A 12,494-nucleotide genomic window follows, 5' to 3' on the forward strand; every position below is an offset into this window, starting at 1 on the left:
TGATGTATTGCAGATTAACGGCTGTGAGCGATGCTGCTTACAGCGGCAAGCTCAGCGGCTTCCTGCTCTTGTTGTTCCTGACGTTCACGAGCATCGAGAACTTCTTTAGTGATTAAGCCTTCTTCGATTTCACGAAGTGCGATAACCGTAGGCTTATCGTTCTCTTCAGGCACCAGTGAATCTTTGCCGCCAGTTTGCATTTGACGAGCGCGGCGAGCCGCAATAAGAACAAGGTCGAAACGGTTGCCGACTTTTTCAACTGCATCTTGAACAGTTACGCGTGCCATGAGGACTCCAATTAATTAACTAAAATTTATGATGACGAGAAATTATACAGCCTAAAAGCTTAATCTGCCAATAGTGCTGTAAGCATACCACTATATTTAGTGGTTTGTTTATCCTGCTTTAAGCGTTCCGCACGGATAATGGCTTTAAAATCCACCAGTGCCGCATCAAAATCGTCATTAACAATGACATAGTCATACTCATTGTAATGAGAGATTTCAGATTTTGCTTCGCTCATTCTTTTGGCAACGACTTCTGCGCTATCCTGACCACGGGTAGTCAGGCGACGCTCCAGCTCACCGTTTGAAGGAGGAAGGATAAAGATACTTTTTGCTGCCGGCATCTGTTGGCGAATCTGACGGGCACCCTGCCAGTCGATATCTAGGAACACATCGATGCCTTTTTCCAGTGTCTGTTCAATCCATACCCGGGAAGTACCGTAGTAATTACCGAATACTTCGGCATATTCCAGAAATTGGCCTTTTTCAATTAGGGCTTCAAACTCTGTTTTTTCAATAAAGTGGTAATGTACACCATCTTCTTCACCCGGTCGCATTCCGCGGGTCGTGTGAGAAACAGATACTTTCATTGCATAAGTCGGATTTTTTTCCAGCAATGCATTGATAAGGCTAGATTTACCCGCACCGCTCGGAGCAGATACGATATACAGAGTACCTTGTGCCATCTTATTAGATTCCACTTTATTTAAACAATGATGTCGCAGATGTGCGAACTCTATTGATCCAAAAGATCAATATAACTTAAAGATAGTATTGACCCTTGAACAAAAAGATCAAAGGCCGGAAAAATGGAGGCGAAGGATAGCATATATAGAAGATCTTTCTCAATACAACAGATCTTCTAATTAATATCAGGTTTGCCTTTCAGTATGTTAAAGCGAATCAGATTAAGAAAATAACTACTCAATATTCTGAATCTGCTCTCTCATCTGTTCAATAAGAACCTTAAGTTCCACACCAGATGCTGTGATATCTGTGCTGATTGACTTGGAAGCCAGAGTATTTGATTCGCGGTTAAACTCCTGCATCATAAAGTCCAGACGGCGGCCAACAGAGCCTCCTTTCTTCAGAATGTTTTTGGTTTCCTTAACATGGGAATCAAGGCGGTCCAGCTCTTCTGCCACATCTACTTTCTGTGCCAGTAGTATAAGTTCCTGCTCAACCCGGTTAGCTTCCAGCTCAATTTTGGCTTCTTCAAACTTGCTGACCAGACGCTCACGTTGCCACTCCAGAATTTCTGGCATACGAGTACGAACTTTTGCCGCTTCAGCAGTGATTGCCTCCAGACGCTGCTCAATCAGTTCACGCATATTTGAGCCTTCGCGGCCGCGGGCTTCGATAAACTCTTTAATAGTGTCATCAAAGGCAGTCAGCAGATCTTTGTTGATGGAGTCCATATCTTGTTCGGGAGTCTCCATTACACCCGGCCATTGCATTACCTGAAAAGGATTAATGCGGTTGGATTCGCCAGTCATTGAGCTAATTTGATTGGCGGCATTAATAACCTGTTGGGCCAGTGACTCATTGATAGTTAGCTCACCTTTTGCAGCAGGGTTTGCTTCAAATCTAAGGTGACATTCAACCTTTCCGCGGGCAAGGCGCTTACGAAAGCGTTCTCTGAGTATGGGTTCTAAGCTACGAAACTGCTCCGGCAGACGAAAATAAGTCTCTAAATAGCGCTGGTTTACAGAGCGGATTTCCCAGACTGCGCTTCCCCAGTCACCTTTTACTTCTTTTCGGGCATAGGCCGTCATACTGTAGATCATTGAATTACCTTTTAAATCACTTTCGGGTGAGTATTTATGCGGCCAATGGTAGCACACTTGATGCCTATGCGTTACCGCTTCTGTGGTGACGGTTGTCGCCTCTAGGAACAGGACGTTATTTCTTATATAATCCGCAGCAATTGAAATCCATTACATACAGGTAGCAAACCTATGCGTCCGAATAACAGAACTCCTGAACAGGTTCGTCCGATTAAAATGACCCGTAACTTTACGGCCTATGCAGAGGGTTCTGTGCTGGTTGAATTTGGTAATACAAAAGTACTTTGTAACGCGACAGTTGAAGAGAATGTTCCTCGCTGGCTGAAAGGTCAGGGTAAAGGCTGGGTGACGGCAGAGTATGGCATGTTGCCAAGAGCGACTCATTCAAGAAACCGACGTGAAGCAGCCAGTGGTAAACAGGGCGGCCGTACTATGGAAATCCAACGTCTGATTGCCCGTAGCTTGCGTGCAGTGGTTGATCTGGAAGCCATGGGTGAAATTATGGTAACTGTTGACTGTGATGTGATTCAGGCCGATGGCGGTACCCGTACTGCTTCTATTTCCGGTGCCAGTGTTGCTATGGCTGATGCCTTCAACCATCTGGTTGAGAACGGCAAACTGAAAAGAAACCCGATGAAAGGCCAAGTCGCTGCGGTTTCAGTAGGGATTGTTGATGAAGAAGCGCTTTGTGACCTTGAGTATGTTGAAGACTCTGCCGCAGATACAGATATGAATGTGGTAATGACGGAAGAGGGCAAGATGATTGAGATTCAGGGAACTGCCGAAGGCGAACCGTTCAGTCATGAAGAGTTACTGGAGTTACTTGCTCTGGCCAAACAAGGCATTGCCGATATTGTTGAGATTCAGAAATCGACATTAGCAGAATGATTTAAATAGCTCCTTTTCAGGGGCTATTTTTTTGTCTGCCGGAAACCCGGCAGGTGCGAATATGATGTATAGAAAAGGGAATCAGAAATGAAGACATACCAGCGGGAGTTTATTGAGTTTGCTTTGCAGAAAGGCGTGCTTAAGTTTGGAGAGTTTACTTTGAAGTCAGGGCGAATCAGTCCTTATTTCTTTAACGCTGGGTTATTTAACACAGGGAAGGACCTTGCTCGTCTGGGACGTTTTTATGCTGCTGCACTGATGGATTCCGGGATCTCCTATGATGTACTGTTCGGGCCGGCTTATAAAGGTATCCCTATTGCTACTACAACGGCAGTAGCGCTTGCTGATGGTTATGATGTGGATACACCATACTGCTTTAACCGTAAAGAAGCGAAAGATCACGGTGAAGGTGGAAACCTAGTAGGCTCACCTTTGGATGGCCGGATTATGTTGGTGGATGATGTGATTACCGCCGGGACGGCCATCCGGGAATCAATGGAAATCATCAAAGCAAACGGTGCTGAGTTGGCCGGTGTTCTGGTAGCCATTGACCGACAGGAGAAAGGAAAAGGAGAATTGTCTGCTATTCAGGAAGTAGAACGGGATTTTAGCTGCAAAATTGTTTCAATTGTCAGCTTGTCAGATCTTATCTCCTACCTTGAAGAGCATGGCGAAACCTCTGAGCATCTGGAAAAGGTGAAGGCTTACCGGCAGGAGTTTGGTGTATAGCGCTCAATAAAAATGGGGCAGGCTTTTTAGCAGGCCTGCCCCGTTTAATGTAAAGGTTATTTATAGCGGGTATCTTTAGGAATATTGATATCTTCCATAGTTTTATAACGCTTGTGTAGCCACATCCACTGTTCCGGCGCTTTCAGAATGGTTTTCTCTACCTGCTTATTCATAAATGCAGCGGCCGCGACTTCATCTTTTTTCGGGTACTCATTATGAAGTGAGGCTTCGACCTGAATGTCATACTTACCCGCACCGTTTCTGAAACCGGAACCAGGTACGATGGCACATTTACTGGTATACGCCAGAATACTGGTACCTGTGGTTGTACAGGCATTTTCAACAGCAAAAAATGGCACAAAAACAGATTTACGACGGCCATAATCGTGATCCGGCAGATAGAAGAGCCTTTCTCCCCTTCGTAACACTCGAATCATCTCTTTCACATCTTTACGGTCGATCAATTTGTTTCCGCCATGGGTTCTTCCCCAATGCTGAATCAAGTTATAAGCCGGATTATTATGAGGGCGATAAACACCGTAACCAGCCAGACCTACAGTGGTAAAAGCGCGGGCCGTTATCTCTAAGTTCAAGGCGTGAACACAGCAGAGTAACACTCCCTTCTTCTCCCGGTTATAGCGATGAAGCTGTTCCATATCCGCTACATTTAACAGGCGCTTAAAGCGCCATTCCGGCCAGAACCAGGCAATACCGGTTTCAATTAATGCTGCACCGGTATTTTTAAAGTTTTCTGTCACAATGGAGTCAATCTTCTGCTGTTCCATGTCAGGAAAAGCCAGCTCCAGATTTCGTCGGGTAATGTGTTGCCGTTTCTTACCGTACTTCATCCCCAAAAGTCCAAGCCTCTGGCCAACAAAAAGCAATAAACGGTAAGGGAGCAGATTAACTAACAGAGCTAAAAGTCCAAAACCAAACCATACTCCCCAGAATTTAGGGTGTAGCAGGGACAGCGAAAATACCGGATTATCGTACTGTTTCATCAATGCCTGACCTATTGAATCTGGGCACTAAGCAGAGCCCAGTACTCTTCAAAGTTTTCTGTTGGCTGATATTTAAAGTCGGAGCGTACAAAGCGGTTCAGGCTGCCTTCAACCTGACCAAGTAGTTGCGCGGCAAGAATACCTTCGTCTACCGGGAAGGATTTACCTTCTCTAAGTTTACGCTCTCGCAGGATTTGGCGAAGCTGGGTTTCAATGCGCTCAAATAACTGATTGATGCGGGTGCGCAGCCTTTCATTTTCAAACATAAGGGCATGGCCGGAAAGGATACGTGTCAGACCCGGATTCATCTCTGCAAAGGCAAGAATAAGTTGAAGTACAAGGCGAATTCTTTGCAGGGTATCCTTCTCTTCATCCAGAATACGGTTGATGCGAGACATTAATGCATCTTCAATAAATTCAATCAGGCCTTCAAACATACGCGCTTTACTTGGAAAGTGGCGATATAAAGCGGCTTCAGAAACGCCAACCTGTTTTGCCAGCTTCGCCGTGGTAATTCGGGAAGCCCCTTCGGTGGACTCCAGCATATGAGCAAGAGCCTGAAGGATCTCTTCGCGGCGGTTGGATTTACGGGTTCCGGTCATGTTTTTTATTCCTTATGTCCAGCCTGATTTGGCTATATCGGGGCTAAGATTAAGGGAACATTCTAACGGAGTGAAGCAGAAGATCGAAGAGCTAAGGTTGGACTAAGTTAACAAAAAGCACCAATTCAGCAGAAGTTGGTGCTTGCTAACTAAGTGTATTTACATGAAAGCTTTCAGGAGCAAACTTATGCCAGTCTGGCTATCTGAGCCAGAATTTCGCCGGCAATTTTATCCTTGCTGTTTAATGGCAGGTTGAGTTCTCCTTCCGGCCAGAACAGTGTCATGGCATTGTTGCTGCTATTAAAGCCTTGCCCCTCAACAGAGACATCATTGGCACAGATCAAATCAAGATTCTTTTTCACCAGCTTATTTCGGGCATACTTTTCAACATCTTGTGTCTCAGCGGCAAAACCTACGGTAAATGGCCGCCCTTGCTCCAGCTTAGCAACGCTGGCAACAATATCCGGATTCTTCACCATAGAGATAGTCATAGAGTCGCTATCATCTGTTTTCTTGATTTTCTGATCGGCAACAGAGCAGGGGCGGTAATCTGCGACAGCAGCACAGGCGATAAAAATGTCACTCTCAGCAGCTTTGTTCATTACCTGCTTATGCATCTCTTCTGCACTTTCGACATTAATACGAGTGGTATTCTCCGGAGAAGAAAGAGCAACAGGGCCGCTGACAAGAGTCACTTCGGCGCCAAGTTGTTGTGCAACTTGAGCTAATGAGTAGCCCATTTTTCCTGAGCTGTGATTAGAGATAAAGCGCACAGGGTCAATGGCCTCTCGGGTCGGCCCTGCGGTGATCAGGACTTTTTTACCTTGCAGTATTTTCGGCTGGAAAAAAGCCTCACACTTTTCTACCAGTTGCATCGGCTCCAGCATCCGGCCCATACCGATATCGCCACAGGCCTGTTCACCTGCAGCAGGTCCCCAGATACTGAAACCTCTGCGTTGCAGAGTAGCGATATTCTCTTGCGTAGCAACATTGGCGTACATCTGCTGGTTCATTGCCGGTGCAACGGCCACAGGTGCTTCTGTTGCCAGAACAGCAGTAGAGACTAAATCATTGCCCATTCCGGCAGCCATCCGTGCAATAAGATCAGCCGTAGCCGGAGCAATCAATACCAGATCAGCCCACTTAGCCAGCTCAATATGCCCCATAGAGGCTTCGGCTGCCGGATCAAGCAAGCTATCAGAAACCGGACGACCGGAAACCGCCTGCATGGTTAATGGGGTGATAAACTCTTTGGCTGCTTTGGTCATCACTACCTGCACTTGTGCTCCGCGCTCAATAAGACGCCTTGTCAGCTCAGCACATTTATAGGCAGCGATTCCGCCACTGATACCCAAAAGGATTTTTTTTCCGGCTAATGATTGCATGTCTGTTTCTCCTGAAATTCTGGGCAAACCATACCATAAAATAAGCCAGAATCGATTTTGAATATAGGATAGTGAAAGGTGTACTTTCTATTTTATTTCATCGGATTATCACTTAAGTGACTTCAATATGCAGTATTCAGAGCCGCATCAAGGTGTTCCGTTCAAGGACATTAGCGGCAGGAATGGCATGCACCTTCAAAGTAACCTGCATACAAGTTATTCAGAAAACGAGGTATTTTGCAAAATAGTGAAATTCCGTTACATCGCTACTGTCGATGTCGTTAACCTACTCTTAAATATCCCGTGCTGATTTGCTTATCAGACAGATTCTCTCTTCTATTGACTGATATGAAGGAGGAAAAATGAACATAAAATACTTACCAAAGGAGTCTCAGCCCAGAGAAAAACTACTTAGCAGGGGGGCTCAGGCACTTTCGGATGCTGAATTACTGGCCATTTTCTTACGGACTGGTACCCACGGTATGAATGCCATTGAACTGGCTGATTATCTGCTTGCTGAGTTTGGCTCTCTAAGAAAGTTACTTAGTTGCGATAAAGAAGCTTTTTGCCGCTACAAGGGACTGGGCGAAGCAAAATTTGTTCAGATGCAAGCCTTTCTCGAAATGACCCAACGCTATCTGGCTGAGATATTAAAGAAAGAGGATACGTTAACCAGCTCTAAGCAAACAAGAAACTATCTGGTTAGCTTGCTGAGGGAAAAAGAGCGGGAGGTATTTCTGGTACTGTATTTAAATAGTCAGCATCAGGTGATTTGCGATGAGCTTCTGTTTGAGGGGACAATCAATTCAGCAAGTATTTACCCCCGTGAAGTGGTTAAGCAGGCACTCACTTACAATGCGGCAGCTGTTATTTTTGCTCACAATCACCCTTCGGGAAATGCGCAACCAAGTCAGTCGGATATCAGGATTACCAGAATACTTTTGGATGCGCTCTCACTGGTTGAAATTAAAGTTCTTGACCACTTTATCGTCGGTGAAGGTGAGGTCACCTCGTTCGCTGAGCTCGGACTCTTATAATCACTGCATTTTCTGGTTGCCCTCACCATTAAATCTGCTATGATCCGCGCACTATTTTTGAACACAAACTCAGCTCTGTTTAAAAAAAGATCACTAAATCCTGCAAAAAGGATCTGTTCGGGTCTTGAGCAATGTACGTCAAGTTAGTATAATGCGCGACCTTTGATAGCCTTGTATGGATTTTCCATATGGTTTTAACCTCGATTCTTATCTTTTAGATAGAGAGGTTCGGCCACCAAGGTTGATATCGAGCTGAAACGATTTGGAGAAGACATTACATGTCCCGAGTATGCCAAGTAACTGGTAAGCGTCCAGTAACGGGTAACAACCGTTCACACGCACGAAATGCTACTAAGCGTCGTTTTCTGCCGAACCTACAAACTCATCGTTTCTGGGTAGAGAGCGAAAAGCGCTTTGTTAAACTACGTCTAACTGCTAAGGGTATGCGTATCATCGACAAGAAAGGCATCGATGCTGTTCTTGCTGATATCCGTGCTCGTGGCGAGAACGTTTAAGAGGAATTGAACGATGGCTAAAGGCATTCGTGAGAAAATCAAACTTGTTTCTTCAGCAGGTACTGGTCACTTCTACACTACTGATAAAAACAAGCGTAACATGCCAGGCAAATTTGAGATCAAGAAATTTGATCCAGTTGTTCGTAAGCACGTTATGTACAAAGAAGCAAAAATCAAGTAATTGATTACTAGTTTCAATAAAAACCCAGCTTTATAGCTGGGTTTTTTTATGCATTTCTTTCCTGAATCTGTCCCGTTATACTTAAACCTAGATTAAATAACAGCTTTACCTTTTATTGTCATCAATAGTGATTTAACTGAATTGTTAAGGGAATGGAATGAAGCTCTCCCGTCGTGGATGGAACAATGTTCTTATGTTGGGAATCATCGCTTTTATGGTGGTTCTGAACTTACCAACAATTATTAAGGAAAATTTCCTTGAGCCTGAACAGGTTGGTTATCCTTACCTGCTTAACCCTTCAGCAGATATTGAACAGATTCACTTTTCCAAATGGTCTTTAGTTCGTGAGGAGAGTGACTGGCAGGCAACCAAAGCCATTTCTATCTCTCCTCTTGAGTTGGTACAACGCTGGCAAGGTTTAGTCGGAACAGAAATTGATGAGGAAACCTTTGAGCAGCTTAAATCTCAGTTGTCCAAGGCGAATAGTATTGAGATCTGGTATTTAGATATTGAGGAGCCCCAGCGGGTAACCTATTACCAGACACCTAAATATTGGTTAATGAAAAACTGGCAGCAGAATTGGATCGCCATCTCAGTAGATTCAGAATACCTGTTTCCCCTGCAATCAAAGTAATAGTGAATAAAGGAGACCGGAGAGGCTTTCCGGAAGAGTGTGATGCCAGAGTTACCAGAAGTTGAAGTCAGCAAAATGGGCATTACGCCCCATGTGATACAGCAGAGAATAGACGGCATTAGTATTCGTCAACCTCAGTTGAGGTGGCGAATTCCGGATCAACTTGAGCAGCTTCAGGGGCAAACGGTGATTGCTGTTGAGCGAAGGGCAAAATACCTTTTACTCAGGGTTAACCTTGGCACCATTATTATTCATTTGGGTATGTCCGGCTCACTGAGGGTTTTGGACAAAAACACGCCTGCTGAAAAGCATGATCACGTAGATCTTCTTTTGTCTAACGGTAAGTTATTGAGGTATAACGACCCAAGAAGGTTTGGTGCCTGGCTTTGGCAGGAAAATGACTTTCAGCATGAGCTATTATTGAACCTTGGCCCGGAGCCTCTGGATGGTATTTTCAGTGCAGAGTATATGCTTGAGAAGGCTCAGGGAAAACGAGTCGCCGTCAAACAATTTATTATGGATAACAAAGTTGTGGTCGGGGTCGGAAATATTTACGCCAGTGAGTCGCTGTTTTTCGCTAAAATTCATCCTCTTTATCCCGCAGGAAAGTTGACGCCAAATCAATGGAGTGACTTGGTTGAATCCATTAAGAACGTTTTGGCAAATGCGATCAAGCAGGGTGGAACTACGCTTAAAGACTTTAATCAGGTGGACGGAAAACCGGGTTATTTTGCTCAGGAGCTGCAGGTTTATGGAAAGCCCGGCGAGGCTTGCCCAAGTTGTGGTGATAAAATAGAGCAGTTAAAAATAGGCCAGAGAAATAGCTATTTTTGTAGTAATTGCCAGCCAGATTACAATGAAACCGAGAAAGTATGAATTTTCAAAATAATTTTTTCAGGACTACTTTTTTAGTCCTTGTGATGGTTGCTATTTCAACCATTATTCTTACCGTAAGCCGCTCAGTATTTTTAGCTCAACAAGTTGATATTTCAATGCTTTCCGGTCGAGAGCCTGATTTGTTCAGGGCACTGTTTGTCGGCCTGAGATTCGACTTAAAAGTGATTACTATCGCTTTTGCACCACTCTACTTAATTGGCATCTTTTTTTCTGCTTTTCCGGGCATATTCAGAGCACTGAACAAAGCCATCCCCTATTATGCAGCTTTGATTTTCTTTTTGCTGACTGCCTTTAGCATAGGTAACTATTATTACTATGTGACTTTTGGTAATTACTTTGATGTATTCGTGTTTGGTTTGGTGGATGACGATACAGAAGCCGTATTGGTGAATGCGTGGCAGGATTACCCTATTGTTATATCGTTTTTAGTGACTTTGCTGGTTACATCTGTTTCTGTGATGGCACTGAGAAAAGTAGTGACCCGTGGCAAAGTGGTTCAATTTAAATCGATTCACTGGTCAGTGATGAGTGTAATCGTTTTTCTGGCGATACTGGCTTATGCCACATTAGCCCGCGGAGGTTTATCTACCCTGCCCCTTAAGCGTTATCATGCTAATGTATCCGATTATGATGTTTTGAACAAAGCTACCCCTAATGCTTTTATGGCTCTGGATTGGGCAAGGGGTGACTATAAAGATCAGGCTAAGTTTGAACCGGTTACTCTGGAGGCACTGACTGCTCAGATGAACAAAGTGCTGGGGCAGCCAACACCTGAGTACAAAACCGCTAGAAACGCTTATCTGGAGCAGAATAAGCCTCATGTAGTAATGACTCTTATGGAAGGCTTTGGTACTAACGTGCTGATTGAAGATAACCCAGAGTCAAATGATTTGCTGGGCGCACTAAGAAAGCCTTTTGAAGAGGATTTTTTATTTAAACGCTTTGTATCTGGCTCGACCGCAACTATCGATAGTATGGTTATGATGCTATTTCATAGTGCTAATCCTACAATTAGCCACTCAAGCATTCAAAGAGTGCCTTTACCTAGCTCTGCTGTATTGCCATATAAAAAAGCTGGTTATGAGGTGGTATATATTACGCCGGGTAATGCTATGTGGCGCAATCTGGCAAACTATCTGCCAGTACAGGGCTTTGATCGTATTGTGGATGAAAACACCCTTTTAAGGGAGTTTCCTGAAGCCAGTGAATTTGCGGATACATGGGGGGTGCCGGATGAGTTTGCCTTCAAGTATGCAGAGAGGTTGCTGAAAAATAGTAATAAGCCGCTGATGATCTATATTCTTACGGTTACCAACCACTCTCCTTTTAAAGCGCCGGATAGCTATATTGCTAAGCCGACCAAAGTCAGTGAACGAATGAATGAACTACTTGGCCCGCTTCAGGAGCACGGAAAGGCGCTATTAGGAGCTTATCAATATGCTAATGATACTTTTGGTCAGTTTATTCAAAATATTAAAAATTCATCTTTGGCCGATAAAACCCTGATTGCCGGTACTGGTGATCATCGTATGCGATATCTTTCTGCAGACAGAATCAATGAATTTGCTATTAGCGTAGGAGTTCCTTTTTATTTGTATGTGCCTCAAGATATACAAGAAAAAGTGCAGTTTAAGTACGATAGTAATCGTATTGGTTCTCACAAAGATGTTTTTCCTACACTCTATGCCTTTAGCCTCTCTGATGTCGGATATATCTCGCTAGGAGGCGAAAACCTACTTTCTCCTGGCGAGATTGATAACTTTGGATTCCAACTACTTAGAAACATCACTATTGAAGGAGGTTATTCTGTATATCAGCCAGATAAACTATACCCTTGGGCAGATGATGGTCTTCATAATGAGGTTGAACCAGTTGAAAATATGAATCCTGAACAAGGAAAAGAATTTAGAATACTACTCGATTACTATCTTCGCTGGCAGGTTGCTAAGTAAGAGAGTGCTCACAGCTGTTTTACCTTACCGAACAGCTGTGTAGTTCTGGTTGGTTAAGCAGAGCTATTAATCTGTTTGACCTGCTTTTTTCTTTAATGCTGATGCTACGTTTGCAGGAACAAACTGATTGATCTCACCGCCATGAATGGCAACTTCCCTGACAATAGTAGATGACAGGAAGGCGTATTCCTCAGAAGGTGTTAAAAATACGCTTTCCAAGCTTGGAAGTAGCTTTCTGTACATGTTGGTTAAGCCAAATTCATACTCAAAGTCGACGGTTGTCCTGAGACCACGTATCAGCAAATTGGCATTTTCCTGTTTGGCAAAATCAACGAGTAATCCGGAAAAGCCGATAACAGAAATATTGTCGTAAGGTTTGATGACTTCTTCGATAAGAGAAACGCGTTCATCCAGAGTAAACATGGTTTTTTTACTGGGGCTCGCGGCCACGCCTATTGTGACATGATCAAACATCTTTGCTGATCTGAGAATTAAATCTAGATGCCCGTTGGTAATAGGATCAAATGTTCCCGGGTATATGACTCTGGAAGTATGTTTATTTGTCATTGATGAAATCTTACTATTGTTGTCTCCCTTCCATG

Annotated in this window: 15 protein-coding genes; 8 read left to right on the plus strand and 7 right to left on the minus strand. The window is 44.0% G+C overall.

Annotated features, from left to right (window positions below; genetic code table 11):
* Positions 1 to 14: 14 nt before the first annotated feature.
* The 3 genes from rpoZ to PK654_RS00420 all read right to left on the minus strand — a co-directional run bounded on the left by rpoZ (position 15) and on the right by PK654_RS00420 (position 2,071).
* A complete protein-coding gene (rpoZ, locus tag PK654_RS00410) occupies positions 15 to 287 on the minus strand; it encodes a DNA-directed RNA polymerase subunit omega (RefSeq protein WP_171753509.1) in 273 nt (90 codons plus the stop codon).
* Positions 288 to 346: 59 nt separating this feature from the next.
* Positions 347 to 970 carry a guanylate kinase gene (gene gmk / locus PK654_RS00415; protein ID WP_271696975.1) on the minus strand — a complete coding sequence of 208 codons (624 nt, stop codon included), beginning with the start codon at positions 968 to 970 and terminating at the stop codon, positions 347 to 349.
* 234 nt (positions 971 to 1,204) lie between these two features.
* Positions 1,205 to 2,071 (minus strand): YicC/YloC family endoribonuclease, encoded by an 867-nt coding sequence (locus tag PK654_RS00420; RefSeq protein WP_271696976.1) that lies wholly within the window; start codon positions 2,069 to 2,071, stop codon positions 1,205 to 1,207.
* A 171-nt stretch (positions 2,072 to 2,242) separates the two neighbouring features.
* Here PK654_RS00420 and rph point away from each other — a divergent pair, with 171 nt between their 5' ends.
* Both rph and pyrE read left to right on the plus strand, forming a co-directional pair.
* Positions 2,243 to 2,959, plus strand: coding sequence for a ribonuclease PH (gene rph, locus PK654_RS00425; protein WP_271696977.1), 717 nt, complete (start codon positions 2,243 to 2,245; stop codon positions 2,957 to 2,959).
* A gap of 87 nt (positions 2,960 to 3,046) precedes the next feature.
* Positions 3,047 to 3,688 (plus strand): orotate phosphoribosyltransferase, encoded by a 642-nt coding sequence (gene pyrE / locus PK654_RS00430; RefSeq protein ID WP_271696978.1) that lies wholly within the window; start codon positions 3,047 to 3,049, stop codon positions 3,686 to 3,688.
* A gap of 56 nt (positions 3,689 to 3,744) precedes the next feature.
* On the opposite strand, the gene lpxL is transcribed toward pyrE, so the two are convergent.
* The 3 genes from lpxL to coaBC all read right to left on the minus strand — a co-directional run bounded on the left by lpxL (position 3,745) and on the right by coaBC (position 6,676).
* The gene (gene lpxL / locus PK654_RS00435) at positions 3,745 to 4,689 is read right to left on the minus strand and encodes an LpxL/LpxP family Kdo(2)-lipid IV(A) lauroyl/palmitoleoyl acyltransferase (protein WP_271696979.1); all 945 of its coding nucleotides are present in this window, start codon (positions 4,687 to 4,689) and stop codon (positions 3,745 to 3,747) included.
* Positions 4,690 to 4,700: 11 nt separating this feature from the next.
* On the minus strand, positions 4,701 to 5,291 hold the full coding sequence (gene slmA, locus PK654_RS00440; RefSeq protein WP_271696980.1) for a nucleoid occlusion factor SlmA: 591 nt from the start codon (positions 5,289 to 5,291) through the stop codon (positions 4,701 to 4,703).
* A gap of 185 nt (positions 5,292 to 5,476) precedes the next feature.
* Positions 5,477 to 6,676, minus strand: coding sequence for a bifunctional phosphopantothenoylcysteine decarboxylase/phosphopantothenate--cysteine ligase CoaBC (gene coaBC, locus PK654_RS00445; RefSeq protein WP_271696981.1), 1,200 nt, complete (start codon positions 6,674 to 6,676; stop codon positions 5,477 to 5,479).
* A gap of 362 nt (positions 6,677 to 7,038) precedes the next feature.
* Here coaBC and radC point away from each other — a divergent pair, with 362 nt between their 5' ends.
* From radC to PK654_RS00475, 6 genes are all read left to right on the plus strand, one after another.
* A complete protein-coding gene (radC, locus tag PK654_RS00450; RefSeq protein ID WP_271696982.1) occupies positions 7,039 to 7,713 on the plus strand; it encodes a RadC family protein in 675 nt (224 codons plus the stop codon).
* A gap of 278 nt (positions 7,714 to 7,991) precedes the next feature.
* Positions 7,992 to 8,228, plus strand: a complete 237-nt coding sequence (gene rpmB, locus PK654_RS00455; RefSeq protein ID WP_021704597.1) for a 50S ribosomal protein L28 — start codon at positions 7,992 to 7,994, stop codon at positions 8,226 to 8,228.
* Positions 8,229 to 8,241: 13 nt separating this feature from the next.
* Positions 8,242 to 8,409 carry a 50S ribosomal protein L33 gene (rpmG, locus tag PK654_RS00460; RefSeq protein WP_084884015.1) on the plus strand — a complete coding sequence of 56 codons (168 nt, stop codon included), beginning with the start codon at positions 8,242 to 8,244 and terminating at the stop codon, positions 8,407 to 8,409.
* Between the two features lie 157 nt (positions 8,410 to 8,566).
* Positions 8,567 to 9,043: a hypothetical protein gene (locus PK654_RS00465; protein ID WP_271696983.1), complete on the plus strand. Its 477-nt coding sequence runs from the start codon at positions 8,567 to 8,569 to the stop codon at positions 9,041 to 9,043.
* Between the two features lie 42 nt (positions 9,044 to 9,085).
* Positions 9,086 to 9,919, plus strand: coding sequence for a bifunctional DNA-formamidopyrimidine glycosylase/DNA-(apurinic or apyrimidinic site) lyase (mutM, locus tag PK654_RS00470; protein WP_271696984.1), 834 nt, complete (start codon positions 9,086 to 9,088; stop codon positions 9,917 to 9,919).
* Positions 9,916 to 11,892: an LTA synthase family protein gene (locus tag PK654_RS00475; protein WP_271696985.1), complete on the plus strand. Its 1,977-nt coding sequence runs from the start codon at positions 9,916 to 9,918 to the stop codon at positions 11,890 to 11,892. Before mutM ends, PK654_RS00475 begins: the two co-directional genes overlap by 4 nt.
* A 66-nt stretch (positions 11,893 to 11,958) precedes the next feature.
* Here the strand turns inward: PK654_RS00475 and coaD are convergent, their stop codons facing one another.
* Positions 11,959 to 12,459, minus strand: coding sequence for a pantetheine-phosphate adenylyltransferase (coaD, locus tag PK654_RS00480; protein WP_271696986.1), 501 nt, complete (start codon positions 12,457 to 12,459; stop codon positions 11,959 to 11,961).
* Between the last annotated feature and the right edge of the window lie 35 nt (positions 12,460 to 12,494).

Source organism: Vibrio sp. SCSIO 43137 (assembly GCF_028201475.1).
GTDB lineage: Bacteria > Pseudomonadota > Gammaproteobacteria > Enterobacterales > Vibrionaceae > Vibrio.

Coding starts and splice junctions, on each gene's coding strand:
- lpxL (WP_271696979.1), bottom strand. CDS start 4,689: ATGAAACAGTACGATAATCCGGTATTTTCGCTGTCCCTGCTACACCCT.
- pyrE (WP_271696978.1), top strand. CDS start 3,047: ATGAAGACATACCAGCGGGAGTTTATTGAGTTTGCTTTGCAGAAAGGC.
- coaD (WP_271696986.1), bottom strand. CDS start 12,459: ATGACAAATAAACATACTTCCAGAGTCATATACCCGGGAACATTTGAT.
- rpmB (WP_021704597.1), top strand. CDS start 7,992: ATGTCCCGAGTATGCCAAGTAACTGGTAAGCGTCCAGTAACGGGTAAC.
- gmk (WP_271696975.1), bottom strand. CDS start 970: ATGGCACAAGGTACTCTGTATATCGTATCTGCTCCGAGCGGTGCGGGT.
- mutM (WP_271696984.1), top strand. CDS start 9,086: ATGCCAGAGTTACCAGAAGTTGAAGTCAGCAAAATGGGCATTACGCCC.
- rpoZ (WP_171753509.1), bottom strand. CDS start 287: ATGGCACGCGTAACTGTTCAAGATGCAGTTGAAAAAGTCGGCAACCGT.
- rpmG (WP_084884015.1), top strand. CDS start 8,242: ATGGCTAAAGGCATTCGTGAGAAAATCAAACTTGTTTCTTCAGCAGGT.
- radC (WP_271696982.1), top strand. CDS start 7,039: ATGAACATAAAATACTTACCAAAGGAGTCTCAGCCCAGAGAAAAACTA.
- PK654_RS00475 (WP_271696985.1), top strand. CDS start 9,916: ATGAATTTTCAAAATAATTTTTTCAGGACTACTTTTTTAGTCCTTGTG.
- PK654_RS00465 (WP_271696983.1), top strand. CDS start 8,567: ATGAAGCTCTCCCGTCGTGGATGGAACAATGTTCTTATGTTGGGAATC.
- coaBC (WP_271696981.1), bottom strand. CDS start 6,676: ATGCAATCATTAGCCGGAAAAAAAATCCTTTTGGGTATCAGTGGCGGA.
- PK654_RS00420 (WP_271696976.1), bottom strand. CDS start 2,071: ATGATCTACAGTATGACGGCCTATGCCCGAAAAGAAGTAAAAGGTGAC.
- rph (WP_271696977.1), top strand. CDS start 2,243: ATGCGTCCGAATAACAGAACTCCTGAACAGGTTCGTCCGATTAAAATG.
- slmA (WP_271696980.1), bottom strand. CDS start 5,291: ATGACCGGAACCCGTAAATCCAACCGCCGCGAAGAGATCCTTCAGGCT.